Origin of the sequence: Catalinimonas alkaloidigena (assembly GCF_900100765.1) — a bacterium.
Taxonomy (GTDB): domain Bacteria; phylum Bacteroidota; class Bacteroidia; order Cytophagales; family Flexibacteraceae; genus Mooreia; species Mooreia alkaloidigena.
Map to the genome: position 1 here is coordinate 38,468 of NZ_FNFO01000008.1, position 26,615 is coordinate 65,082.

At 53.2% G+C, this 26,615-nt stretch carries 22 protein-coding genes; 13 read left to right on the forward strand and 9 right to left on the reverse strand.

Annotated elements, in window-relative coordinates:
• Window positions 1-66: 66 nt before the first annotated feature.
• From BLR44_RS18610 to gldN, 4 genes are all read left to right on the forward strand, one after another.
• On the forward strand, window positions 67-1,101 hold the full coding sequence (locus tag BLR44_RS18610; RefSeq protein ID WP_089684830.1) for a T9SS ring complex lipoprotein PorK/GldK: 1,035 nt from the start codon (window positions 67-69) through the stop codon (window positions 1,099-1,101).
• A 113-nt stretch (window positions 1,102-1,214) separates the two neighbouring features.
• Window positions 1,215-2,045, forward strand: coding sequence for a type IX secretion system motor protein PorL/GldL (gldL, locus tag BLR44_RS18615; RefSeq protein WP_089684832.1), 831 nt, complete (start codon window positions 1,215-1,217; stop codon window positions 2,043-2,045).
• Window positions 2,046-2,083: 38 nt separating this feature from the next.
• Complete coding sequence (gene gldM / locus BLR44_RS18620; protein WP_089684834.1) at window positions 2,084-3,712, forward strand: type IX secretion system motor protein PorM/GldM; 1,629 nt, start codon at window positions 2,084-2,086, stop codon at window positions 3,710-3,712.
• Between the two features lie 8 nt (window positions 3,713-3,720).
• Window positions 3,721-4,572 carry a type IX secretion system ring subunit PorN/GldN gene (gldN, locus tag BLR44_RS18625; protein ID WP_089684836.1) on the forward strand — a complete coding sequence of 284 codons (852 nt, stop codon included), beginning with the start codon at window positions 3,721-3,723 and terminating at the stop codon, window positions 4,570-4,572.
• Between the two features lie 32 nt (window positions 4,573-4,604).
• On the opposite strand, the gene uvrC is transcribed toward gldN, so the two are convergent.
• Window positions 4,605-6,422, reverse strand: coding sequence for an excinuclease ABC subunit UvrC (uvrC, locus tag BLR44_RS18630; protein ID WP_089684838.1), 1,818 nt, complete (start codon window positions 6,420-6,422; stop codon window positions 4,605-4,607).
• 56 nt (window positions 6,423-6,478) lie between these two features.
• Between uvrC and BLR44_RS18635 the strand changes: the two genes are divergently transcribed.
• Window positions 6,479-7,630: an AI-2E family transporter gene (locus BLR44_RS18635; protein WP_089684840.1), complete on the forward strand. Its 1,152-nt coding sequence runs from the start codon at window positions 6,479-6,481 to the stop codon at window positions 7,628-7,630.
• Here BLR44_RS18635 and BLR44_RS18640 read toward each other — a convergent pair.
• Window positions 7,627-8,403: a TerC family protein gene (locus BLR44_RS18640; RefSeq protein ID WP_089684842.1), complete on the reverse strand. Its 777-nt coding sequence runs from the start codon at window positions 8,401-8,403 to the stop codon at window positions 7,627-7,629. The genes BLR44_RS18635 and BLR44_RS18640 overlap by 4 nt on opposite strands.
• Window positions 8,404-8,515: 112 nt before the next feature.
• Here BLR44_RS18640 and asnS point away from each other — a divergent pair, with 112 nt between their 5' ends.
• Window positions 8,516-9,961 (forward strand): asparagine--tRNA ligase, encoded by a 1,446-nt coding sequence (asnS, locus tag BLR44_RS18645; protein ID WP_089684844.1) that lies wholly within the window; start codon window positions 8,516-8,518, stop codon window positions 9,959-9,961.
• 18 nt (window positions 9,962-9,979) lie between these two features.
• Here asnS and BLR44_RS18650 read toward each other — a convergent pair whose 3' ends face one another.
• Complete coding sequence (locus BLR44_RS18650; RefSeq protein WP_089684846.1) at window positions 9,980-10,279, reverse strand: hypothetical protein; 300 nt, start codon at window positions 10,277-10,279, stop codon at window positions 9,980-9,982.
• Between the two features lie 22 nt (window positions 10,280-10,301).
• Window positions 10,302-10,952 carry a carboxypeptidase-like regulatory domain-containing protein gene (locus BLR44_RS18655; RefSeq protein WP_245706108.1) on the reverse strand — a complete coding sequence of 217 codons (651 nt, stop codon included), beginning with the start codon at window positions 10,950-10,952 and terminating at the stop codon, window positions 10,302-10,304.
• Window positions 10,953-11,117: 165 nt separating this feature from the next.
• Between BLR44_RS18655 and BLR44_RS18660 the strand changes: the two genes are divergently transcribed.
• Window positions 11,118-11,498, forward strand: coding sequence for an ArsR/SmtB family transcription factor (locus BLR44_RS18660; RefSeq protein ID WP_089684848.1), 381 nt, complete (start codon window positions 11,118-11,120; stop codon window positions 11,496-11,498).
• A gap of 48 nt (window positions 11,499-11,546) precedes the next feature.
• Window positions 11,547-12,245 (forward strand): YjjG family noncanonical pyrimidine nucleotidase, encoded by a 699-nt coding sequence (locus BLR44_RS18665; RefSeq protein ID WP_089684850.1) that lies wholly within the window; start codon window positions 11,547-11,549, stop codon window positions 12,243-12,245.
• A 120-nt stretch (window positions 12,246-12,365) separates the two neighbouring features.
• Here BLR44_RS18665 and BLR44_RS18670 read toward each other — a convergent pair whose 3' ends face one another.
• From BLR44_RS18670 to BLR44_RS18680, 3 genes are all read right to left on the reverse strand, one after another.
• A complete protein-coding gene (locus BLR44_RS18670) occupies window positions 12,366-14,711 on the reverse strand; it encodes a M1 family metallopeptidase (RefSeq protein WP_143017366.1) in 2,346 nt (781 codons plus the stop codon).
• 204 nt (window positions 14,712-14,915) lie between these two features.
• Complete coding sequence (locus BLR44_RS18675) at window positions 14,916-15,419, reverse strand: hypothetical protein (protein ID WP_143017367.1); 504 nt, start codon at window positions 15,417-15,419, stop codon at window positions 14,916-14,918.
• Between the two features lie 332 nt (window positions 15,420-15,751).
• On the reverse strand, window positions 15,752-16,240 hold the full coding sequence (locus BLR44_RS18680) for a hypothetical protein (RefSeq protein ID WP_143017368.1): 489 nt from the start codon (window positions 16,238-16,240) through the stop codon (window positions 15,752-15,754).
• A gap of 466 nt (window positions 16,241-16,706) precedes the next feature.
• On the opposite strand from BLR44_RS18680, the gene BLR44_RS18685 reads away from it, so the two are divergent.
• The 5 genes from BLR44_RS18685 (at window position 16,707) to BLR44_RS18705 (ending at window position 23,808) form a co-directional block, all read left to right on the forward strand.
• Window positions 16,707-17,345, forward strand: coding sequence for a hypothetical protein (locus BLR44_RS18685; RefSeq protein ID WP_089684857.1), 639 nt, complete (start codon window positions 16,707-16,709; stop codon window positions 17,343-17,345).
• Window positions 17,346-17,468: 123 nt separating this feature from the next.
• Entirely contained in the window at window positions 17,469-18,083 is a 615-nt protein-coding gene (locus tag BLR44_RS18690; protein ID WP_089684859.1) for a TetR/AcrR family transcriptional regulator, read from the forward strand.
• A 185-nt stretch (window positions 18,084-18,268) separates the two neighbouring features.
• On the forward strand, window positions 18,269-19,615 hold the full coding sequence (locus BLR44_RS18695; protein ID WP_089684861.1) for a TolC family protein: 1,347 nt from the start codon (window positions 18,269-18,271) through the stop codon (window positions 19,613-19,615).
• Between the two features lie 62 nt (window positions 19,616-19,677).
• A complete protein-coding gene (locus BLR44_RS18700) occupies window positions 19,678-20,727 on the forward strand; it encodes an efflux RND transporter periplasmic adaptor subunit (protein WP_089684863.1) in 1,050 nt (349 codons plus the stop codon).
• A gap of 12 nt (window positions 20,728-20,739) precedes the next feature.
• Window positions 20,740-23,808, forward strand: coding sequence for an efflux RND transporter permease subunit (locus BLR44_RS18705; protein WP_089684866.1), 3,069 nt, complete (start codon window positions 20,740-20,742; stop codon window positions 23,806-23,808).
• Between the two features lie 244 nt (window positions 23,809-24,052).
• On the opposite strand, the gene BLR44_RS18710 is transcribed toward BLR44_RS18705, so the two are convergent.
• Window positions 24,053-24,895: a UbiA prenyltransferase family protein gene (locus BLR44_RS18710; RefSeq protein WP_143017369.1), complete on the reverse strand. Its 843-nt coding sequence runs from the start codon at window positions 24,893-24,895 to the stop codon at window positions 24,053-24,055.
• A 35-nt stretch (window positions 24,896-24,930) separates the two neighbouring features.
• The gene (locus BLR44_RS18715) at window positions 24,931-26,568 is read right to left on the reverse strand and encodes an amidohydrolase (RefSeq protein ID WP_089684870.1); all 1,638 of its coding nucleotides are present in this window, start codon (window positions 26,566-26,568) and stop codon (window positions 24,931-24,933) included.
• Between the last annotated feature and the right edge of the window lie 47 nt (window positions 26,569-26,615).

Genomic DNA, 26,615 nt, shown 5'->3' on the forward strand with positions numbered 1-26,615 from the left:
AACTTTGTAACTCTCTAGGAATTAGTCTCATTACAGTAAAACAGTGAATCAAACGAAACAGGTATTATGAACAAGTGTGTGTCTGTTAAGGTGCTCTCCGCAACATTGCTGGTGGGTATGGCTACCCTCTCAGGCTGCGGCCTGCTGGGAGGCAAAAACCGGCTGGAAGGTGAGTTAACCGGCGTGCAGGACCGGCCCACATGGTATCAGTCTGTGCCCTACGGGATGGTTGTATGCCCTGGTGGTACGTTCCATATGGGTCAGGCTGACGAAGATGTGCCCGTCTCCCTGATCAACATGAACAAGCAGGTGACCATCGGCTCTTTCTACATGGACGATACAGAGATCCGAAATAATGAGTACCGCCAGTTTGTTCAAGCATTGCTTGAGGATTCGGTAGATGTGTTGGGTGAAGAAAATATCATGCGCGATTACTATCCTGACACGACCGTCTGGATGCGCGACTTCACGCACCACATGGGTGACCCGATGCTGGAATATTATTATCAACACCCCGCCTTTGATGACTACCCTGTAGTTGGAGTAGATTGGAAAGCTGCCAAATACTTCTGCGAATGGCGTACGAATTATTTGAATACTACGCGGGCAGAAAAAGGCCTTCCCCCCATGCCTAAATTCCGTTTGCCTTCCGAGGCCGAGTGGGAATATGCAGCCCGGGGTGGACGTGACATGAACCCTTATCCTTGGGGTGGCCCTTACATCCGCAACATGAAAGGCTGTATGCTGGCCAACTTTAAGCCTGGCCGCGGTAACTACTACGACGATGGTTTCTCGTATACCGCTCCAGTCGGCTCTTACTTCTCAAACGACTACGGTCTGTACGACATGTCCGGAAACGTTTCAGAATGGTGCGAAGATGCTTTCAACGAAGCCGCTATGCCTCTGGTGTGGGATCTTAACCCCACTTACTTTGACGAAAGCGAGCCGCGTAAAGTAGTAAGAGGCGGTTCTTGGAAGGACATTGCTTATTATCTGCAAACAGGTTCACGCACGTTCGAGTACGAGGACTCTACCAAATCTTTCATCGGCTTCCGCTGTGTAGTGACCTACCTAGGTCGTTCAGCTGGCGACGAATTTTAATCAGCACATTTATCATCTATTTTCAATACCCGCAATACCTATTTGCAGTACAACCTGTGAATAGCATTTGCAACCACATCATCTATCATCACTAACTTAAAATTGACAGAGGAATGAGTACCAAAAAAGTTGTAAAACCGAAAGGCAAAGGCGCTCCTAAAGCTAGCTTCCGCGATGTATTTTATGAGAAATACGCTCCTATCGCGACCGGTCTTGGTGCCGCAGTTGTAATTGTCGGTGCACTCTTTAAAATTCAGCACTGGCCAGGGGGTAGCCCCATCCTGACGGCTGGTCTGGCAACAGAAGCCTGCTTGTTTGTCATGTTTGCCTTCGCCCCTCAGCACAAAGATCCCGATTGGACACGCGTTTATCCCCAACTGGGTGATGACTACGAAGGTGCTATCGGCGAAACTGAACAGCCTGGCAAAGGCCTGACTAAAAAGCTGGATACAATGCTTGCCGATGCACGTGTTGACGATCAGCTGATCCAGAGCTTAGGCAATAGCTTCCGCGGTCTGAGCGAGAACGTATCGAAGCTGTCGCACATTGGCGATGCTGCTGTCGCTACCAACGAGTACGCGCAGAATGCCAAAGTAGCCGCTAAGTCGCTGCAGGAAATGAACAAGTCGTACGGAGCAACAGTTGATGCAATGTCTTCAATGGCTACTGCTTCTGACGATGCGAAGAAGTATCACACACAAGTTCAAACCGTTACCAAAAACTTGGGAGCTCTGAACGCTGTGTATGAAATGGAGCTGCAGGATACCAACAATCACCTGAAGGCGCTGAACAAGTTCTACGGCAACATTTCAGCTGCCATGGAAAATGTAAACGAAGCCACGAAGGATACGCAGCAATTCAAAGCTGAGATGTCGAAACTGACGAACAATCTTTCATCGCTTAACAACGTGTACGGCAATATGCTGACCGCAATGAAAGGTTAATTGATTTCTTATAATCCTAAAAAAACACTTAGAAACAAATGGCAGGAGGAAAAGAAACACCACGTCAGAAGCTTATCAACCTGATGTATCTGGTGCTACTTGCGATGCTCGCCCTGCAAGTGAGTTCAGCAATTATTCAAAAGTTCGTCTTTCTGAATAAGAGCTTGGAAAATGCACTTGCTGAGACTGTTCAGCGCAACGAAACTCAGATCAGCGGTATTGAACAAGCAGTTACGCAACGTGATAACCAACCCAAGGAAGTAAAGATCCTGGAAACCGCGAAAGACCTTCGTTCACGCAGCAAAACGCTGATCGAAGAAATGGAAGGTATCAAAGCCGAACTCATCACGATGACAGGCGGCGAAGCGACCGAAGGCGTTGGCTACAACGGCGCGAAGAACGAAGATGAAGTTGCTCAACTCATGATTGGCCCCGGTGATACCAAGAAGGGAAAAGCGTATGAGTTGAAGAGCAAGCTGAACCAGTACACAGAGTTTCTGAATGGGTTGGTACAGCAGCATAACTTGAGAGGAATCCAGGCATTCTCGCCCCTAGCGTTGGATGCGAAAGAAGATCCGATCACGAAGAAAGATAAAGAACAGAAAAGCAAAGATTTTGCTCAACTGAACTTTGAATCTACACCGATGGTAGCTGCCCTGGCGGTATTGACCGACAAGCAAAGCAAAGTAGCTACGTACGAAGCCACGGTTTTGAATGCCCTGGCCGCAGAAGTAGGTGCTACGGACATCAAACTGGGTCAGCTGATTCCGATGGCGCGTGCAGAATCTCGCGTAGTGGCTGCTGGCACGAAATATCGCGCTGAGATGTTCATCTCAGGTGTTATGCGCGGTGCCAACCCGGTAATGCGCTATGAAGGTAAGCCTTTGGAAGTAGACAGCCGTGGTGTCGGTGTCATTGAGTTCACCGCTGCAGGTGGCAACTACGATGCCGATGACAAATTGGAAAAGACGTGGACGGCAGAAATCGTAGCGCCCGATCCGGTAACAGGTAAGGACTCGGTTTACAAACTCACAGAGAAGTACATTGTAGCTAAGCCGGTAATGCAGATCCAGTCGGCTTCTGTACAAGCCTTGTACCGCAACTGCGGCAACGACCTGAGCGTACAGGTTCCAGCACTGGGTGCCACTTACGATCCTTCTTTCAACGTAAAAGGTGGTTCGTCCATCAAAGGCGGCAAGAAAGGTGAAGTAGTAGTCATCCCGACCGAGAAGAGTGTAACCCTGACCGTCAGCAGCGGTGGTAGTGTGATCGGTAGCCAGGAATTTAACGTACGTCCTGTACCGAAGCCTGAAATCGTTCCTTACGTAGGGAACCGCCCTGCCAACGTCAAAATTGGTGAAAACGGTTGCCCTCGTTCTATCACGATGCAAGCGATTCCGGACGACGATTTCAAAGCTCAGCTGCCGAAAGAAGCACGCTACGGTGTAACTGCATACGAAGTAACGCTGGCACGTGGCAAGCGCGGCCTCGGTAAAGTTGACTCACGTGGCCCTCAAGTTGACCTGTCTTCATTGGCTGCCAAGGCTCAGCCTGGCGACCGCCTGGTAATCGAAGTGAAAGAAGTGAAGCGGAGAAACTTCCAGGACAAAGTAGAAGATATCAACATCGGCACGTCTAGCTCAATCATTAACATTCCGATTAACTAAAACATCGCATGAAAAATTGGTGGAAAATTGCCTTAGGTGCTGCATTGACGACAAGTCTATCCGTGACGAGTTACGGCCAAGATGCGTCTGACTATGGAGAAGATGGCTACAACCATAATTCGGTTCACCCGATTCACCAGTCGGATCAAATGTACCGGATGGGCATCTGGCGTCGGATAAATTTGAAAAACAAGGTGAATGCTCCCTTCTTTGCACAAGGCAACGAGATCACCAAAATTATCATCGATGCTGTAAAAGAAGGTCGGTTGGTGCCGTACCAGAACGACTCGCTAAAGAGTACAATGACGCGTGAAGAGTTCGTTCAGAAAATCACTATGGAAGACGAGGGGCTCGATGCCGATGCTGGCTTGAGCGATGACCTAGGCTTCGGCGATGGTGGTTTCTTCGAAGGAGATGCCGCAGCCCCTGCAGTGGCTGCCTCTAACGAGTACTTCCCCCAGGATCTGTACCTGATGGAATTGCGTGAGGATCTCATCTTTGACAAGACGCGCTCTCGGATGTACTACGACATCCTGGCCTTGTCAATGATTCTGCCGGCAGAAAAAACTGCCAAAGGCATCGATGAGCCAATCGCTACGTTCCGTTTTAAAGACTTGGTCGAAGTGTTCGAGCAAACGCCAAACGCCAAGTGGTACAACACGTACAACCGCGCGGAAGACAAGCAACTGGCAGATGCGTTCGAGTTGCGTCTGTTCCATTCTTATATCATTAAGATGTCGAACCCCCGCGATCAGCAGTTGACAGATATTTACAACTCTGATGCGCTAGCAGGTATGATTGCTTCCCAGCAGATGGAGCACAAAATCATCGAATGGGAAAACGACCTGTGGGACTATTGATTTGATTCGCTGTTTCGTTGTTAAAAGGAGAGCTACGTTTGGCTCTCCTTTTTCGTTGATAGGTAGTCAAAAACATAATCGGCTTTCTGCCGCCCTATCAAAGCTTCGAGCTTAGTCCGGTCTTTGGCTTCAATGTGGTTTAGGGATCGAAAGTTAGCGTAGATCTTATCGATCGTCTTTTTGCCAATCCCACGAATATTGGTCGCCTCTAGTTTAAGACCGGCCTTGTTTCGTTTTTTTCGGTGAAATTCGATCGCAAAGCGGTGAGCTTCATCACGGATTCGCTGAATAAGCAGCAGGGATTCCGACTTTTTATCAATGTGCAGCGGATACGGATCTTCCGGGAAATAGATCTCTTCCAAGCGCTTGGCAATACCGACGATGGCAATTTTTCCGTAGAGTCCCAACTCCTTCAGGGCGTCACAAGCGGCACTTAGCTGTCCCTTTCCTCCGTCAATGATGATCAATTGCGGTAAGGGCTCTTCTTCTTCCAGCAAACGGTGATACCGCCTGTGGACAATCTCGTGCATCGACGCGAAATCGTTGGCTCCAACAACGGTTTTGATATTAAAATGCCGGTATTCTTTTTTGGCGGCGTAACCGTGCTTGAAGCACACCATGGCCGCTACCGGATTGGTCCCCTGCATGTTTGAGTTGTCAAAGCATTCGATGTGATCAGGAATTTCCGTCAGTCGCAAATCGATTTGCAGCTTTTGCAACACCCGCTCGTTTCGTTTCGGAGGCGTGCTTTCCTGCTGGCGCATCTTATCGCGACGGAAATAGAGAACATTCTTTAACGACAACTCAATGAGCTTTTTCTTATCGCCTCGCTGTGGTACATGAAACGATACGCCCGGCATGTCCAGCTCCACCTCTACGTTGGTAAGAATTTCGCGCGTGGGTTCGACCTGCTGGTGATGCAACTCAAAAATGACCATTGCCAAAATATCGCTCTCCGTTTCGTCCAGCTTCTTCTTGGCTTCCAAATTATGTGACTGGATCACCATCCCGTTAGCGAGTTTTAGGTAATTGACGAACGCCCGGTCTTCGTGCACCGAGATGGTGTAGACATCCAGATCTCCCAGATCAGGATTAACTACCACCGACCGGCTTTGGTAGTTTTCGAGTAACTCAAGGCGCTCTTTCATCCGCTGTGCTTCTTCGAACTGCAACGCGCCGGCCAACTCTTGCATCCGATTTTTGAAATATTGCCGTGCCGGTCCCAGGTTTCCTTTGATGATGCTGACTGCCTGCTCTACCTGTTGGTCATAGTGCTCCTCCTCCTGCAATCCTTCGCACGGTCCTTTGCAGTTGCCGATGTGGTACTCCAGGCAAACCTTAAACTTTCCCACTTCGATGTTTTGCGGACTCAGATCATAACGGCAGGTACGGAAGGTATACAGCTTTTTGAGCAGCTCCAGCAGCGTATTCATGGTACGTATGCTGGCATAAGGCCCAAAAAACTTGGCGCAACTCTCTTTATCCAGATTACGAGTGGGATAGATGCGCGGAAAATGTTCGTCGGTCACGCAAATGAAAGGATACGTCTTGTCATCACGCAACAAGATGTTGTACTTCGGCTGATTCTCCTTGATCAGGTTGTTCTCTAGGAGCAGCGCATCGAACTCGGTAGAAACTACGGTGTAGTCGATGCGTTCAATCTGACTGACCAGCCGCCGCGTTTTGCGGTCGACGCCCTCCTGCTTGGTGAAGTAACTGCTGACGCGCTTGCGCAAATCCTTTGCCTTCCCGACATAGATCAACTTCTCGTCTTTGTTGTAATATTTGTACACACCAGGCTCGTGCGGAAGCGTGCGAATTTTTTCTTTCAGTCGTTTCAAACGATCCATAACTACAAACGTTCCCAGTTTCTTTTACGTAGAAGATTCTTTGTGGTAAAACTAAAATGATGAAAATAAAACTCCCGCTCTATGCTCAAGTTGTCCTGATTTTGATCGGAATTACGATTCTGGTCTCGTTTCTGGACGTCGCCAAATCACTACTGGCTCCCCTGGCATTCTCTCTTCTGTTTGCACTTCTACTGCTGCCGGTGTGCAGCCGCCTGGAACGGTGGCGTTTCCCGCGCTCGCTAGCAATCGTCATTAGCCTTCTGCTCGTAATTGCGGTCGTTGGCGGCATTATTTTCGTCTTCTCTAATCAAATTTTGCACTTCCGCAGCGAAATTCCGGAGCTGACCGAAAAATTTAATGAATACGTAGATAGCATTCAGAGCTACATTGAAACGCGTTTTGGCATTGAGTCGGAAGCTCAAAGTCAATACCTGAAAGACAGCGCGATGGAGGTTGCCAGTTCCAGTGGGCGCATCCTTTCCAGCACGGCGGGGGCTACCACCAATACCCTGGCTGCCGCGGCCCTTGTCCCGATCTTCTTTTTCTTTCTGCTGTATTACCGCGACTTTTTCAAAGAGTTTCTGTACCGTTTGTTCAGACCCGAGCACCACAGCACATTAGGCGAAGTGCTTAATCACATCAAAGAGCTGATTCAGAGTTACATCACGGGACTGCTGACGGTCATCTTTATCATCAGCATGCTGAATTCGGTTGGGTTGCTGGTCTTGGGTGTGCGCCATGCTTTCTTTTTCGGTTTTTTGGCGGGGGTGCTCAACATCATTCCGTATGTGGGGGTATTTATCGGGTCGCTGTTGCCCATTGCTTACGCGCTGGTCACGATGGAGTCTCCCTGGTATGCCGTAGGCGTAGCCGCCATTTTCTGGTTTGTACAGTTCGCCGAAGGCAACTTCATCACGCCTAACATTGTAGGCTCTAAGGTAAGTCTGAATCCGCTGACGTCGATTGTGGCGTTGCTGATTGGCGCCATGATCTGGGGACCGACCGGGATGATTCTCTCCATTCCGTTTACGGCCATGCTTAAGGTAATTCTCGACTACATTCCCGGGTACCGTCCGTTAGGCTTTGTGATGGGCGAGCCGGAAGTGGAACGAAAGCGCGCACCGAAAGATCAGGCTCCCGACCATACACCACCGCCCCCCGACGCCACGGAGGTGGTGGTCTACGAGAAAAAACAGAGTACAACTTAAGCGTTCGGCTTTTCGTGCACAGGCGTTTCTACCGACGGCAAGGTCGAGTTCTTCAGCTCGATCTTGCCGTCGTTTTTGCGTAGACGCATGTTCAGAATCTCTACGATCAACGCAAACGCCATGGCAAAATAGACGTAGCCCTTTTCCACATGGACGTCGAAAGCTTCTACGACCAGTAGGAAGCCGATCAGAATCAGAAACGAAAGCGCCAGCATTTTGATGGTAGGATTCCGGTGGACAAAATCGCTGACCGCCTTGGAAAAAAGCATCATGATGCCAATGGCGATGATCACCGCCGCAATCATGATCTCGACGTGCTCGGCCAGCCCTACCGCCGTCAGAATGGAGTCGAACGAAAAGACGATGTCGATCAACATGATCTGCACAATAACTGCGCCCATACTAATGACTTTGCGGTTGGATTGTACGCTTTCGTCCTGTCCTTCCAGCTTGCCGTGAATTTCCGAAACAGACTTGGCGATCAGAAACATCCCTCCCGCCAACAGGATCAGATCGCGCCCGCTGAAACCAATGCCGAACACGGTGAACAAATCCGCCTTCAGGCCAATAATCCAGGCGATACCGAGCAGCAACAAGATGCGGGTGCCCATGGCCGCAAACAGACCCAGCGTCCGGGCGCGGCCTTGCTGACTTTCGGGAAGCTTGCCCGCCAAAATGGAGATAAAGATGATATTATCGATGCCCAGGACAATTTCCAGGAGCGTAAGCGTCAACAGACTAACAAGCGCATCGGTAGTGAGAAGGTGTTGCATAAAAGGAGAATGTGTTTTTTCTCGTACGTAAAAATGCGCAAAGGGTGGACAAGCTTGTTCACCAAACGAAAACTTACAACCTTTGCCCCCCAAATACACAGCTGATAGTCGTATGCAACGGATCAAGATCAAAGAGTTACTGAACTCACCTCAGTATGTAGAACAGATGGTAACAGTGAAAGGCTGGGTACGCACCCGTCGGAGCAACAAAAATGTATCGTTTGTGGCTCTGAACGACGGCTCGGTGATTCACAACCTGCAACTGGTGGTCGATCCGGCGCACATTTCCGAGGCTATTCTGAAAGACATTACCACGGGGGCGTGCATCAGCGCGACCGGAACCCTGGTGCCCTCGCAGGGCAGCGGCCAGTCCGTAGAACTTCAGGTGCAAGCGCTGACCATACTGGGCAAAGCCGACGCGGACAAATACCCACTCCAGCCCAAACGCCACAGCCTGGAATTTCTGCGCGAAATCGCCCACCTCCGTCCCCGCACCAACACATTCAGTGCGGTGTTCCGGGTGCGGCATGCGTTGGCGTTTGCGGTGCACAAGTTCTTTAACGACCGAGGTTTCTTCTACATTCATACGCCCATCATCACGGCATCCGATGCGGAAGGTGCAGGAGAGATGTTCCGCGTATCGACCCTCGACCCCACCCGCCTGCCCAAGACGCCCGAAGGCGCTATCGATTATGCAGAAGATTTTTTTGGTCGTGAAACCAACCTGACGGTTTCCGGGCAGTTAGAGGGCGAGCTGTTCGCCATGGCCCTGTCAGAAATCTATACGTTCGGTCCCACCTTCCGCGCCGAAAACTCAAACACGGCCCGTCACCTAGCCGAGTTCTGGATGATCGAACCGGAAATGGCCTTCTATGACCTGACGGACAACATGAATCTGGCCGAAGACTTTCTGAAGTACCTGATCAACTATGCGCTCGAGCACTGCGCCGACGACCTGGACTTCCTGAACAAGCGCGCCCTGGAGGAAGACAAAAACAAGAAGAAAGAAGAACAGAGCGAACTTTCGTTGCTTGAACGGCTCCACTTTGTTGTAGACAACCCGTTCGAGCGGCTGACGTACACGCAAGCCATCGAGATTTTGCGCAATTCTAAGCCGAATAAGAAAGGAAAGTTTCAGTTCCCGATCGAAGGGTGGGGGACCGATCTGCAATCAGAACACGAACGCTATCTGGTCGAGAAGCATTTTAAAAAGCCCGTCATCCTGACCGATTATCCGAAAGAAATCAAGTCGTTTTATATGAAACAGAACGACGACGGCAAGACCGTAGGCGCCATGGACGTACTGTTTCCGGGTATCGGGGAAATCATCGGGGGCTCGCAACGGGAAGAAGACTACGACAAGCTGGTGCAACGCATGCGCGAAATGCACGTGCCGGAAGATACGCTCTGGTGGTACCTAGAAACCCGGAAATTCGGTACTACGCCTCACAGTGGCTTCGGCTTGGGCTTTGAGCGCCTTGTGCAGTTCGTGACCGGAATGGGCAACATCCGCGACGTAATTCCTTTCCCCCGAACTCCCAAAAACGCGGAGTTCTAAATAATTCGAATCGGCGGGTCAGGTCTTCCTACCCGCCGATTTGTCTTGTAGCAATCGCTGGTAAAGGCGTTCTTTGGCGCGGAATTGCAATAAGGCTACCCAGATGCCGCCCAACGACCAGAAGAAAAGGTAGAGCAGGTACTGTTTCAAGGCGAAGGCTTCCGGCCTAAAGTTGATGCTGAAGAAGTACGTCACGGAGCTGATGCAGATCCCCCAGAGCAGTACTCCGCGCAGCATGATGTAGCGAACCTTCGCTTGCCGTGTCTTGGCCCAGTCCTCCACAAAGCGGGTGCGGTGGCTTTCCTGAAAAGGCATCATGGCGTCACGATCCTGAACATGGTCAATCCTTCTGCCACTCTTTCCGCTTGAGGTCGCCTCGTTTGATGGATTGGATAAATCGAGCCCAGGCAAAGGGGTTGGTCAGTTGCAGCGTCGGCGCGAAGTTCCGGTTGTGCATCTGGTTGTAGCTCTGGTTCTGGTAGTTGGTGTAGTTCATGCTGGCGTCCATCTCGGACTCATAGAACATCCGGGCCAGCACCTTCTCATCCAGATTTCGCCGCATGCGCTCCAGATCCGTTTCGGGCAATTCAAGCGCCAGAAAAGCTTCCTTGAACAACTCTTCGGTCGGGTACGGAAACACCTCTACCACAGGCAGCATGGTCGTATCCGGACGAAGGTAGATGATGACCGAGACACTCTGCCGCTCGTCGTCTTCGGGCACAATGTAGTACTGCCGTTTGTACGCAACGGCGCTGATGATCACGCTATCGCCCGGCAACACGGGCATCGAAAAGTAACCAAACTGGTTGGTAGTGGTGCCGCGGCCCGCTTTGGGAATGTACAAATGAACCCCCGGCACGCCGAACGATTCGTCTCCGCTAACCACCAGCCCAGTAAACTGGACCGGGCGGGTTTCGCCCTGTGCCCATGCGTGCTGCCCGGCGCCCAGAAGAAGAATGGCAAAAAGGAAATGTAATGGTAAATTTTTCAAGATCGCCGCTCAGGTTTTAGATTGCACAGTCAGTAGAAGCCTCGGCCCCGTTCTGGTTTGAATATAACGTTTGTCTAGTGAAATTGATATCCCCGTCTCTGTAATATACCCGGCTCAGGTTGTTATAATTTATACAAAGATATTTAATATTGTTTTTTCTAATTTATGAGGCTCAAGCACATCAACATTTCTTTCGGGGTTCAGCTTTTCAAAGCGTTCAGCGACGAATCGCGCGTACGCATCATTCACCTTCTGTACCAGAACAAGGAAATGTGCATTTCGGACCTGGAGATGGTGCTTGAGTTCACCCAAACCAAGACATCACGGCACCTGATCTACCTGAAAAGCGCAGGGCTGGCCAGTTCGCGCAAAGTCGATCAATGGGTCTATTACTACCTGAAGGACGAAGTGCTCGACATGGTCAATCAATTGCTGAAGTATGTAGAAAAAGATCAGGTCCTACAGAAAGATCTGGAGATTTACCAGATTCTCTATTCAAATCGCGAATTGGCTGCCAACCGCCTGCACAACCGTCGCTGGCTATAACGTTAACTTTTTGCGGGTTTGCGTGTTGTTGAATTGAATCCGCTCGGTATGCTACGCTATCAACATCTTTTTTTCGATTTAGACCACACCCTCTGGGACTTCGACCGCAACTCGGCCGATACCCTCCGGGAGCTTTTCCACGAATTTCGGATCGCCGACTTGTGTACCGCCTCGTGCGAGGTGTTCATTGAACGGTACCGTATCGCCAACGAACTCATCTGGGAACAATACCGCCAGGACCTGATTACGAAAGAGGTGCTGCGCGACATCCGTTTCCAGAAAGTCCTGACCGAACTGGGCGTTGCCGAGAAAGACCATCCCCCTGCCATGGGAAGCGAATACCTGCGCCGCTGTCCGACAAAAACTTCGCTGCTGCCGTACACCCACGAGGTGTTGCAATACCTGCTGGGTCAGGGCTATGTCTTGCACATCCTGACCAACGGTTTTGAAGACACGCAACGCATCAAACTGGAAGGCGCTCAGCTGCGGGCGTATTTTACCCACGTGGTCACGTCCGAGTCGTGCGGCTTCAAAAAGCCACACGAATGCTATTTCCGCTACGCGCTCACCACAACGCAGGCGCATCCCGCTCATTGCCTAATGATTGGCGATAGCCTGGAAGCGGACATTCTGGGCGCACAGCGCATGAACCTGGATACGGTCTACGTAAATTTTGCCCAATCGCCACACGATGCCGCTCCTACATACGAAGTGGCCTGCCTGTCTGAATTGATGCAGATTCTTTAGCCCTTCGCCTACTCACTTGCTGTCGGCTTGCGCTGCAAGCAGAACCATGGCTCTGGTACACGTGCACCATAAAAAAAGGCAACCCGTCAGATTGCCTTTTCAAGTTTTTGTGTGGTTCGGTTAACGACCGGTGCCCTGGGGCTGAGCAGGCGCCGACGAGGGTGTGCTGTACAATTGCATCGGATTACTGGACGAAGAACGCTTACGCTTGTACATCTGGAAACGCGATGGTCCGAGTTGCGGCGGATAGAAGTTGTTGCTCCGATCCGTATCGGCAGTTTCCAAATAGGGATCGAGCGTAAAGGAGGTCACCGCCTTTTTGGTGTAGATGATCTTACTGACTTCGTGGTTGTTGTAACGCCAGATCTCGGCCGGAATGCGCAGAACCTCTTCAGTCCCGTCTTCAAATTCCATCTTGACAATCAGCGGCATTACCAATCCACCGAGGTTTTCGAAATCGAGTTGATAGAAGTTCAGACCCGCCGCCAGCATCTCCTTCTCTTCGTTGCTGAGGCTGTTGTAATAACGCTGATACTGTTCCTTATCCAGATCAGTAATAGCCAGTGCATCGTACTGATTGTAGAAATCTTTCAGTTCAGGCTTCTCCTCCACCAATGTTTTCAGCTCGGCGTTGCGCTGCTGCGTCAGGGTGCGCGGCTCTTTTTCCTGCATGGTGCGCGCCAGAGGCTTTTCCACCGCAGGATCTTGCGTATTCAGTTGGAGCCACTTCACGCCGGTCAGTGCGATGTCGACGTGGTCGGTGGTGTAGAACCATCCGCGCCAGAACCAATCCAGATCCGTTCCGGAAGCGTCTTCCATCGTCCGGAAGAAATCGGCAGGTTTTGGGTGCTTAAAAGCCCACCGCTGTGCATACGTTTTAAACGCGTAGTCGAATAGCTCACGACCGAGCACCGTTTCACGCAACACGTTCAAGGCGGTAGCTGGTTTGGCATAGGCGTTATTACCGAACTGTAGAATAGACTCCGAGTTGGTCATAATCGGCACCTGCACATCCTTGCTGGAACCCATGTAGGCCGTAATGTTCTGCGCCTCGCCCCGCCGCGACGGGTAGTTCTTCTCCCATTCCTGTTCCGTCAGAAACTGTACGAACGTGTTGAACCCTTCGTCCATCCACGTCCATTGCCGCTCGTCAGAGTTGATGATCATCGGGAAGAAGTTGTGCCCCACTTCGTGGATGATCACGGAGATCATGCCGTATTTTGTGCGCTCAGAGTAAGTACCGTCCGGTTCAGGACGTCCGCCATTGAAGCAAATCATCGGATACTCCATGCCGTAGACAGGTCCGTGCACCGAAATGGCGACCGGATAAGGATAGTCAATGGTGTGCTTGGAGTAAACGCGCAGGGTGTGTGCCACCACTTCGGTCGAATACTGGCCCCAGAGCGGGTTTCCTTCCTTCGGATAATACGACATCGCCCAGGTTTTCTTACCACCGATGTTCACCTGCATGGCGTCCCAGATGAACTTACGCGATGACGCCCACGCAAAGTCGCGTACGTCGCTGGCCTGGAAAACCCAGGTTTTGGTGTTGTTGGCACGACTCTTTTCGTTAGCTGTGGCTTCTTCCTGCGTCACGATCACCACCGGATTTTTAGCGCCTTTGGCTTTTTCCAGACGTTGGCGCTGGGTAGAAGTCAGCACTTGCGATGCATTTTGAAGCTCGCCGGTGGCCGCTACCACGTGGTCGGCCGGAGCGGTGATGCTGACTTTGTAGTTGCCGAACGGCAGGGTAAACTCCCCGTTGCCCAGAAACTGCTTGTGCTGCCAGCCGTTAACGTCGTCGTAAACCGCCATGCGTGGATAGAACTGCGCGATTTCGTAGATGCGGTTGTCGTCTTCAGGAAAATACTCATAGCCCGAGCGTCCGCCCAGCTTCGGCTGATCCTGCACGTTGTACGACCACTCGATCTGGAAGCTGTAGCTGCCACCCGGCTTCAGCGTCCGGGGCAGGTCAACGCGCATCATGGTGCGGTTGATGGTGTAAGGCAAAGTGGCACCGCTTTTTTCGCGCACGGCGCTGATCTTAAAGCCCCCGTCAAACACGTCTCGCTCTACGAACGACAGATCGCGGAACTCTACTACGTCGTCGAGTGTGCCGGTCTCCGTCTTGTACGTATCGGAATCTTTCGCCCGTACGTTCTGATCAAGCTGCACCCACAGGTAGTCGAGGGGGTCGGGTGAGTGGTTCGTGTAGGTAATGGTTTCCCGCCCGGTAATTCGCTGATTTTCATCATCGAGCGTTACCGCCATGTCGTAATCGGCGCGCTGCTGCCAGTAGGCATGTCCGGGTGCGCCGGAAGCCGTGCGGTACACATTGGGGGTAGGTAGCTCCTGCTGAAGTTGTTTAAAGGCCGATTCGTCGGTTCGAGCTTCATCGCCTTTAGATTTCGACTGGGCGAACAGCAGCCCAGGCAGGAAAAAGAATGCTACAGCAATTTTTTTCATAGAAAGGTAAGAACGCTTAAGTATCAAAGTTACGCGAGGCGTGCCAAGTCCACAAGTGATCGCCAGCCTTTGCATCATAGCCCGCGTTTCGTTTCGCTCCCCCATTGCCGCCTGAGGTTGGATGGCAACAACTTACAAAGGGCGTAAAACAAAAAATCCCGCGCCAAAGCCCGGGATTTGTGTGTAGATAGGATGATGGCGTGATTACTCGAACGGCAACAGCTTTCCTTTGTACGTGCCTGTTACTTGTTTGCTGTTGTCCAGGGTCAGGTCAAACGTGATTTCGTACGTCGAACCGGTTCCGGCTATTTCTACGGTCCCTCCCACAATGCCGTACTCGTCGCCTGTTTCGTCCACTGTGTTGTAATGGATGGAGACAGAACCGTCTACCATCGAAAATGCTTTGCGCTCTTCTGCGAAAGTATAGGTACCCGCCACCAATCCCTCGGCTGAGGAAGTATTCAAATCCAGATACACGCCATCCAGGGTGCTCGACGTAGAGTCACTACTTTCTGCCATCAGAAATATGTCCATATCGTACGAGCCATCACCGTTGGCTCCATACGATTCGTAATAGCCTACGTTTAGTTCATACGTTTTTCCATCGTACTTGAAATTGGAGGCCGGTGCCGGATCTTTTCTGTCGCCACAAGCGACTGCAAACAACACAGACAGGGCGATCCAGCAAGAGGTACGAATTGACTTCATGATACAATGATTTGGTGAAAAGACAAGTTGATACCGCAACAAGGATAAGAATAAAGGCAAACATCCCCCAATAGTCCAAAATCTGCACAGGCAAGTTTCTGCGCGTCCCCGCCGTATTTTTCTGATTGGCTCCGGGTTTCTTTCAAATCTCAGTCCGTTTGCTTGAACACAACCCTCAGTTTATCAGAGTCTTATCTTGTTCAGCTAGGGTTTTCTCAAGATTCTTACGTCGGTAAGGGTCTGAGTACCAACCCTGTCCTTTGGCATCAAGGCACATAAAAAAAGCCTCGTGCAAAAACACACGAGGCTTCAATGCCGAAAGGCTATGTAGCTTAATCGTTGTCATACATAAGTGACTGTTGCGTAGCCGGTGTTTGAGGTTTTTCAGGTTGGCGCTTCGCTTTCCGCTTCGACTTCACGATCACCTGCTCCCCTGCCGGAAGTTCGTAATCGAGTGCCAACTGCGCGTTCGGATCTTGTTCATGGTGAAAAACAACGACTTCGCGCGTTTCCTCTTTGTTTTTAATCTTGAACGTGTACTCGCCCGAGGGCAACTGGCTCAGGTTGTAGCGCCGCACAAACGTCCGCTGGCTGTGGATGCGGTCGGTGTAGAGGTGCCCTCCCTCTTCGTTGTACACACTTACTTTCACTTTAGCTTTATCGCCATCGCTAATCGGATAGTAAAGCCGGTACACCGAAGCGTCGTCTACGCTCAGGGCAATTACAATATCGTCCTGGTGTTGCGCGGGCAGTGCGTCCTGGGCACGAACTCCCGCTACGGTCAGGAGCCCCGTTACTAGCAAAGTTGTTAATGTTTTCATCGAAAGAAGAAGGTTAGCACAGAAAAATGACCACACAAAAATACAATTATATATAGACAAAATCTGATTAATATATTACACCGCATAAGAATAGTCTTATTTACATTGTAATACAGGAAGATCCGGGAAATCACCGTTTTAGGTCAGCACGTTGGTCCGAAGGGCAGTGTGTTTTTTGAAGAAGGAGGACAGGAGGAATAAACTTTTTCGTCGAAACGACTTCCTTTATCACCTACGCCAAAAGGAGGGGCAGTTCACACCCGGTGGCGGGGCGTATGCGTAGCGAAATTTCCCGTGTATTCTTACCGTTCACGATTCTAAATAATCTCCCGATAAGTATATTTGGCTGACGGTTCAATTCTCTTTTCGCCACGTTGATCGAATCGGCCAACCCTGGCGTATCCCAATTGGGCTCAGTGCGTTAGAGAAGAAAGATTCGACAGTTTCCTTAGCCGATGTAGCCCCTATGTTTCGGATTTTTGCCTTTGTTGGTGTGGCCCTAGGAACGTTCCAGGCACTTGCACAAGACCAGATCACGACCATTGACGGAAAGACGTATAATGTGGTGTTAGAATGGTTTGACGAAAATACCTTCTCGATCAAGACGTTTAGCAGCCGCCAGCCCCGCCAAATTCCCACCGATCTGATCGCATCGTTCCACAGCGATAACGTGGAGGTCCTAACCAAAGGCTTTGAGCGTGCTCCTTACTTGCGCGACGTGCACGTCAAGAAAGAAAAAGACAAGGCTTTTTCGGGCGATATCGCCATCCTGACCAATGGCGACTACTTTGTGGGGCGTACCAAGGAATACTGCGAACTGATAACGTTCACCCAATTCGACTCGGTCGAAGTAAGCAAAGACAGCATGGCCGTGGTGTCGCGTTTCCGCATTGCGATGGATACAGGACTTGGGGTCGATACGACCAAATCCATCATTGACCGTGCGGGCCGTGAGCGTCACTTCCGGAGTGTGGTAGAGGCCCTCAATTTTATGAATACCATGGGATGGGAATTCATGGACCTGTACCCGGAAGACTCCACCCGCATGCACTACCTCCTGAAACGCGAGCTTAGCAAAGACCCGCCCGCCCGACTCCCCCGCTGAGTGACTCAGTCCATTTATTCGACGTTTCTTCTCCCGAACAGGCCCTTTCAGGCAGAATTTTATACCACTCGCTTGCTTACTAAACACCGTTTATTAACTTTGTATCGTTAACATAACCACTACATGGGTATTGTCGAGCGGAAAGAGCGGGAGAAATTAGAAATGCGGGAACGCATTCTGGAAACGGCTACCCACATTTTCATCGAAGAGGGCTACGAAAAGGCGTCGATTCGGAAAATCGCGGATCGCATTGAATACAGTCCTGCCACCATTTACCTGTATTTTAAGGACAAAAACGAGTTGTTCTATGCTATTCAGGAACAGGCATTTACCTTCTTCCTGGAGCACCTCAACCAGTCCGATTCCATAGAAAATCCGTTCGACCGGCTGTTTCGGATGGGCGAGTTGTACGTGGAGTTTGCACGCAAGCACCCGGAGTATTATGACCTGATGTTCATCATGCGTGCCCCGATGAAGCATCTGAAAGAAGACAACCAGGATGAATGGGACCAAGGTTTTGCCTGCTTAGACTGCCTCCGCCATGTAGTCAATGCGTGCATGGCGCAGGGACTACTTAAACCTATGCCTACCGAGGTAGCAACGCTCTCCATCTGGTCATTTATGCACGGCTTGGTATCGCTGGCCATCCGGGAGCGGTGCTCTATGTATCCGGAAGAGGTATTTCCGACTTTGATGCAGGAGTCCATCAAACAATTTTTGAACAACATGCGGGCCTGAGCAAAAAATTTTGTCCTCTTACTAAACAGTGTTCACTTTATAAAAAACGGTTACCACGTTAACAGCCATTAACGTGCTTCAGATCCCGTGTCGGTCATCGTTCTTTAGCTCTGCAACGGCAGCCTTCGGTTGCTTACTCCCCCACGCCTCTACATCACGATTTATTCCTTCTAAATGCAAAACTCATGCAGTACATCCGCCTCCTTTCCTTCCTATTCCTGTGGTTCGCGGCGACTTCCGGACACGCCCAATCCGTTCTGGAAGCTTACCTCGCCGAAGGTTTACAAAACAACCGTGCGCTGCAACGCCAGGAGTTCGACTACCAAAACACACTCGCTGCTTTACGCGAAGCGCGCGGGCTGTTCTTCCCCACCCTCTCGTTCAATGCGTCGTATACGGTGGCACAGGGCGGCCGCACCATTGCCCTGCCCGTAGGCGATTTGCTGAATCCGGTCTACGGCACCTTGAATCAATTGACGGATTCCCAACGCTTTCCGCAGATTCAGAACCAGGAGGTGCAGTTCCTCCCGAACGACTTCCACGAAACCAAACTACGGGTCGTGCAGCCCATTCTGAACAGCGACATCTGGTACAACTACCAGGCAAAAGAAGCGATGGCCGTAAGCCAACAGGCGCAGAAACAGGCCTACGAACGGCAACTGCGGAAAGAGATCAAAACGGCCTATTTTCGTTACCTGCAAAGCGAACAGGTGCTGCGCATTTATGACGACACGGAAGTGTTACTGCAGGAGCTGCTGCGGGTAAACGAGCGGTTGGTGGCCAACCAACAAGCGACCCGCGAAGTGGTGTACGATGCGGAATACGAGCTAACCAACCTGCACAGCGAACAGGCTTCCGCCACTCAACAACAACAGACCGCCCAGGCGTATTTCAATTTTCTGCTGAACCGTCCCCTCACCGATGCGATTCGGGAAGACACGTCGATTACCGCCGAGACAACCTTTATCGCCCTGGAGTCGCAGAAGCAACAAGCCTTGCAACAACGGGAGGAAATTCACCAGCTTCAGGCGGCGCAACAGGCCAATGAAGCTCTGGTCAAAATGAGTAAAAACCTGGTCCTGCCGAAAGTGAACGCCGTGCTGGATGCGGGCTACCAGGGTTTTGGGTATACGTTCGACCACACGCAGGACTTCTGGCTCGCCAATTTTTCGCTGCAATGGGATTTGTTCAAAGGGCGTCAGAACGCCGCTAAACTGCAACAAGCCCGCATCGATCAGCAGAAGTTACAGAACCAGGCAGAAGAACTACAGCAGCAGCTTCAGTTGCAGGTTACGCAGGCCTACTACCAGCTCGAAGCTGCGCAACGGAAGCTTCAGGCCACCGCTTCGGGCCAGCGCAGCGCCGAAGAAAATTTCCGGATGGTGCGGCGCAAGTACGTCGAGCAGCAGGTGCCGACGGTGCAACTGACCGACGCCCGCACCAAGCTCACGCAGGCCCGCATCTCCCACGCCATTGCCCGCTACGACGTCCTGATTCGCCAGGCAGAACTCGACTACGCCGCCGGAAATTAACCGCTCTCCTGTCCCACCCGATTGATTGCTTTCAACATCATTCCACTGAAACTCATTTGTTTATGAAACCTGTTTCTCTACTTCTCGCCCTGGGAATCGTTATGGGTGTGGCCGCTTGCCAGTCGGCCGCGCAGGATTCCCCCAAACAAGCATCCGAAACTGCAGTGCCTGTACGAATCGCCCCGGTGCGCCAGGTGGCCCTGCAGGAGCCCATCCACTGCAGCGGTGTGCTGACAGCCGGAACCGAACTCACACTTTCCTTCAAAACCGGAGGTCTGATCGAACGGATCTACGTCGAGGAAGGCGCTCACGTCCGTCGCGGTCAACTGCTGGCCAAACTGAATCTGGCGGAAATCGACGCTCAGGTGATGCAGGCCCAACAGGCGCTGGAAAAAGCGCAGCGGGATCGGCAACGGGCCGAAAACCTGTACCAAGACTCGGTCGCGACGCTGGAACAAGTCCAAAACGCCCGCACCGCCGAAGCTGTCGCCGAAGCCAACCAGCGCATTGCCCTGTTCAACCAGCAGCACTCGACCATCTACGCCCCGCAAAGCGGCCGCATCCTGAAGAAATTTGTGGAAGCCAACGAGATGATCGGACCCGCCCAGGCGGTGTTCAAGATCGCCTCGGAAGAAACCGCCTGGGTCGTCAACGTCGGCCTGGCCGACCGCGAAGTGGTGCAAGTACACGCCGGCGATTCTGCCTTCCTCCAGTTTGATGCTTACCCGGCCGATACGTTTACGGCCGTGGTGACACAGATCGCTGAAGCCCCCACCCCCGCCAGCGGCACCTACGAGGTGGAACTCCAGCTACCGCCCGCGGCGCGTTTGCTGAAATCCGGGTTTGTGGCCCGGGGTCGCATTCTGTCCCGCCCCACCGCGCCGCAAACCGTCGTGCCGGTCGAAGCCCTCGTGGAAGCCGATGCCGATCAGGGCTTTGTCTACCAACTTCCCGACGGTGAACAGCGCGTTCAGCGCACACCTGTCACCATCACGGCTCTGTACGAAGAGGCCGATGCCGTCGCGGTGCAAGGCCTGCCAACCTCTGCTCAGGTAGTGGTCGAAGGCGCGCCCTACCTCACCGATCAAGCTCCTGTTCACGTAGTTCGCTAACCGACCTCCGCCATGAAAATTTCTGAATTTTCCGTACGTAATTACCAGTTCACGATCATCATTTTCGTGATGCTGATGGCGCTGGGCATCAGTTCCTTACTGACCATGCCGCGCGGCGAAGACCCGACGTTCAAGTCGCCGACTTTCCCCATCATCGTCCTGTATCCGGGCACGGCTCCCAACGACATGGAAGAGTTGGTGGTCGATCCGATCGAAGAGGCGATTACCGAACTCGACAACGTCAAAACGATCGAGTCGACCATCGATGACGGCCTGGCCGTGATCCGTGTGGAATTTGTCTACTCGGAAGATCCTGACGAGAAATACGACGAGGTGCTGCGGGAGATGAACAACCTGCGCGGCACCGGCACACTGCCCGCTGATCTGCTGAGCCTGGAAGTGCTGGAATTCACGCCCGACGACGTTAATATTTTGCAGGCCGCCCTGGTGTCGGAAACGGCGTCGTACTGGCAGTTGCAGCAGCAGGCCGAAGACTTGCAGGACCAGTTGGAAAAAGTGCGCTCGCTGAACAACGTGGAAACGTGGGCCTACCCCGACCGGCAGATTCGCATTGCGCTCGACCTGGAGAAGATGGCGCAGCAACGACTTCCGCTAAATCAGGTCTTGGGCGCGGTGCAAGCCAGCAACGTAAACATTCCGGGCGGTAGCGTCGACATGGGCACGAAGAAGTACAACATCAAAACCACGCAAGCCTACGAATCGCTCGACGAAATTCGCCGGACGGTCGTGGCTTCGTCCGGGCAGCAGGTACTTTACCTGAAAGACATCGCCACGGTCGACTTCGACTACGAAGACGAAACGTACCGCGGGCGCCTGAACGGCCAGCGGGCGGTGTTTGTGACGGCCAGTCAGAAGCCGGGCTACAACATTTTCGACACGCGCGACCAATACGAAACCGTCTTGGGTTCGTTCAAGGCCCAACTGCCGCCGAACATCCAGTTCGAAAAAAGCTTCGACCAGGCCGATAGCGTGGGGCGTCGCCTGAGCGGCTTCTCCCGCGACTTTATGATTGCCATCGGGTTGGTTCTGCTGACGCTACTGCCGCTGGGGTTGCGTGCCTCGTTCGTGGTGATGATCGCCATTCCGCTGTGCCTCGCCATCGGGCTGTCGCTGCTGGACTTTATGGGCTATAGCATCAACCAGTTGAGCATCGTTGGGTTGGTGGTCGCGCTGGGGCTGCTGGTGGACGACTCCATCGTGGTGGTGGAAAACATCGCCCGTTTCCTGCGCGAAGGCTATAGTCGGTCACAGGCCGCCATCAAAGGCACGCAGCAGATCGGGCTGGCCGTCGTGGGCTGTACGGCGGTGCTGATTCTGGCGTTCCTGCCGCTCGCGTTTCTGCCGGAAGGCGCAGGTGATTTCATCCGGTCGCTTCCCGTCGCGGTGATCGCTACTGTGGTGGCCTCCCTGTTCGTGGCGCTCACCATCGTGCCGTTCCTCGCCAGCCGTTTTCTGAAAGAAGGGGAAGGCCCGGAAGGCAACCGAGTGCTCCGCGGGTTGCACCGGGTTATCGACCGGACTTACGGACCGATTTTGCACCGCGCACTGGCGCGTCCTTTCATGACCCTCAGCATTGCACTTGCCTTGTTTGTAGGGAGCCTCGCGCTGATCCCTCTGGTCGGTACTAGCGTGTTCCCGACCTCGGACAAGCCTATGTTTCTGATTACGGCAGAACTGCCGCTGGGCAGCAACCTGGACGCGACTGATAGTGTGGCCCGTTTCATCGAGCGCGGCCTGCAAGACGAACCGCTCATTCGCAATTATGCGACCAATGTGGGCAAGGGCAATCCGCGTATTTACTACAACGTAGTGCAACGAAACGAAGCGACGAACTACAGCGAGGTGTTCGTTCAATTGGACGCCGGTTTACATGTCCCCGAAATCAAAGCGGTGGTGGATCGGCTGCGCGAAAGATACACGAACTACCCCGGTGCCAAGATTGAAGTAAAGCAGTTTGAGCAAGGTCCGCCCGTCGAAGCCCCCGTGGCCATCCGCGTTTTCGGCGACAACCTAGACAGCCTCCGCGCGCTGTCGTTCCGGGTCGAAAGACTGCTCAAAGAGACGCCAGGAACGATTTATACGAACAATCCGCTGACCACACTGAGCACCGACGTACAGGTGCGGGTCAACAAGGAAAAGGCCGGGTTGCTGGGCATTCCGGTAGCGGACATCAACCGAACGGTGCGGCTGGGCATTGCGGGCATTCCCGTCGGCACGGTGCAGGAAACCGAAGGCGACGAGTTCACGATGGTGGCGACGCTGCCGCGTACGGGACGTCCACGGTTGGACGCCCTTGAACACCTCTACGTCAGCGCGCCGACAGGGGCACTCGTACCGCTGAAGCAACTGGCGACCTGGGAACTGACCACCTCGCCGACCATGATCAAACATTACGATCAGGAACGGTTTGTGACCCTAACCAGCCACGTGCAGAGCGGCTACCTGACCAGCGACGTCACGGCGGATGTCATCAGTAAACTGGACCAAATGCCCTTCCCGGAGGGCTACCGGTATCAGGCCGCGGGTGAAGTAGAAACGAGCCAGGATTCGTTCGGGGGGCTGGGGCCGATTGTCATCATCACGATTTTCAGCATCATCGCCATTCTGGTGCTGGAATTCAAGACGTTCAAAAGCACGCTTATCGTCCTCTCCGTCATTCCGTTGGGCGTGATCGGGGCCATCCTGGCATTGCTGTTCACGGGTTACACGTTCTCGTTCACGGCGGTGATCGGACTGATTGCCTTAGTGGGGATCGAGATCAAAAACTCGATTCTGCTGGTGGATTTTACGAACCAATTGCGGGTGGAAGGGATGGAACTGAACCGCGCCATCGAACAGGCCGGTGAGGTACGCTTTGTACCAATTTTGCTGACCACCCTAACCGCCATCGGCGGCCTGATTCCGCTGGCATTGGAAGCTTCCCCGCTCTATTCGCCGCTGGCGTGGGTCATCATCGGTGGTTTGTTGAGTTCGCTGCTGTTGACGCGGGTGGTCACGCCGGTACTGTACAAACTGCTGCCTCCGCAGGTGGCAGTACAGGAAGCCTCCACGGTATCATAAATTTTATTCAGTTTTCCATGTCAGGCCGCTTTCTTCGGGAGGCGGCCTTTTTCATTCGTAGCGACGCGTTCAGAAGAAAGTGAATAGATGTTTATGCGTATCCGTAGCGACGGGTTTAAACCCGTCGCTACGGATACACGACTTCATAACATGATCGAGCTTACCAGGTAGAATCAGAGTCAGGAAACAGATCTTCGCTTGGTTATCCTTCCAAGTGATATAACCTCTTTTCTCTTCAAAAAGTCTAGAAAAGGTAAAAAAGGGCGGGGAGGTAGAACACGGCGTCGCCCCATTTGCGATACCGCTCGTTCGGCAGAAACACGCGGGGAAAAAGTAAAACGCTGCCCATTAGCGCCAGCATGGCCCCTTCGATTCCCGCGGCCTCCAGCAGCAACCTCTCGCCTTCGCCCGCGACCAGTAACAGCAGCAGCGAGGCGACTCCCGACAGAGCCAGCCCCAACCGGCGGAGGCGTTCACGCCCCCAGCTGCGCGCCAGAGAGGGTTGACCGAGCCGTTCGTCGGCGTGGAACTCGTACCAGGAAAACGTCAGCAGGTTCAGCAAGGCGATCAAACAAAACACCAGCAGAAGCGGGTAGACCAATCCGGGAATCGTTTCGGCTTGCACCAGGGCCGGGCCCCACACGCCCGCCGTGTACAGAATCGCCACAAAGTATTCTTTATGAAACCAGGGAATGGGGTTGCGCCCCCCCCGCCGGGCCAGCAGCAGATACGCCGCCACGTAGCCCGTCATTCCCAACCCGAACCAGAGTACTTCCTGAGGAATGAAAAAGGCCAGCGCCAAGCCGGCCACCACGGCTCCCCCACAAAACACCCACCACGTCAGTTGATAGCGCCAGAAAAAATCGTGACGGGCCGTGGGCGGCGCCTTGTCCAGCGCGCTGACGTCCGAGAGCCGATCCACCGCGTAAATCACAAACACAGCCAGCGCCAGGGCAACGTACTCCGGCCAACGCCCGGTGACACTCACCAACCGATGCACCATGTAACTACTGACCACTGCGCCCAGCACCACGTCGAGGCTCAGCCAGCGCAACAGATCGCCTATGTACCGCAATGTGTCTCGCATCGGCCTCCAACTAGCATGAGAAATAACCAGGTGAACTACTTCGCTTCGTAGACGAGTTCGCCGTTCAGGTACGTGCGCACGACACGCACGTTGCGCAACTCCGTGGCGGGAGCTTCCATCAGATCCTGTTCAAGAATTACGAAATCGGCCACTTTTCCGGCTTTCAGACTGCCCTTTTGTTCCTCTTCAAAATTGCTGTACGCCGCCCAGCGCGTCATGCCCAGCAGCGCCTCCTGGCGACTGATCGCGTTTTCGGGCTGAAATCCCCCCTCCGGCCAGTCTTTGCCGTCCTGCCGAAAAACCGCCGCGTGAAATCCGTACAGAGGATTGATGTCTTCGACCGGAAAATCGCTACCCAGCGCCAGCATGCCGTACGCCTCCAGCATGTCGCGGTAGGCATAGGCGGTTTGCACGCGCTCGGTACCCAGGCGCTCTTCGGCCCAATACATATCGGAGGTAGCGTGGGTCGGCTGTACCGACGGGATGATGTCGTACTCACCGAACAGGGGCACGTCGTTGTCGGCAACTACCTGCGCGTGTTCAATCCGCCAGCGACGGTCGTTCGCGCCGCCCAGCGTCTGCGCATAAAGCTGTAAAATCAGGCGATTGGCCGAATCGCCGATGCAGTGCGTGTTCATCTGAAAACCGGCGGCATAAATCGAATCGGCCAGCGTTTCGAACACCTCGGGCGCGCTCAGCAGAAACCCCCGGTGGCCCGGTCGGTCATGGTACGGATTCATCAGAATGGCCCCGCGCGACCCCAGCGCTCCGTCAGCATACACCTTGAAGGCCCGCGCGGTCAGGCGCTCGGTCTGGTACGGTCCGTTTTCGAAGTAATACGCGCGGGTCGCTTCGTCGGGCGTCAGCATCGCATACACCCGCATTTTCAATGCTCCTGCCCGGTGCAGCGAGTCGATCAGCGTGACTTCGTGTTTCGTCAGTCCGGCGTCGTCGACGGTCGTCAGGCCCACGGCAAAGCAGTTTTGCTGCGCCTCCAGCAGCGCCTGCGTCAACATTTCGCGCGAAGGCGGCGGCACCACGTCTTCCACCAGCGTCACGGCGTTGTCGATCAGCACGCCCGTCAGGCGGCCGTTTTCCAGTTCGACCGAGCCCCCTTCCACCTTCGTTTCGGCGGTGATGCCGGCCAATTCCAGTGCCCTGCCGTTTGCCAGGGCGGCGTGCCCGTCGATGCGGGTCAGCAGCAGCGGCGTATCGGGAAAAAGTTGGTCGAGGGTGTCGCGCGTCGGGTATTCCTGGGTTGGCCAGTCATTCTGGTCCCAGCCCCGCCCCAGAATCCACGCGGCGTCAGGATAACGCTGCCGCCCCTCCATCACATTGGCAATCACTTCATTAAACGATTCCGTACCGGTCAGGTCGACGTTGCGTAGCGAGAGGCCATACCGCAGAAAATGGCAGTGGGCGTCGATAAAACCGGGATAAAGGGCCTTTCCGCCGGCGTCGTAGGTCTGGGCGGCTTCGTAGGCGTCCATAATGTCGGCGTCGGTACCGACCGCTACCAGTTGGCCGCCCTGCACGGCAAGGGCCTCTGCCACCGAAAACGAGTCGTCGGCGGTATAGACGCGGGCATGATGCACAATCAGATCGACCGAAGTACGCGACTGGCAGGCCGCCAACAGCACCAAGGCGAAAGGCAGGAGTAAGAATCGGGTCATAAGCGGAGAGGGAAAGTGTAAAGGATAAAAAAAGCCGCGACGTTTGC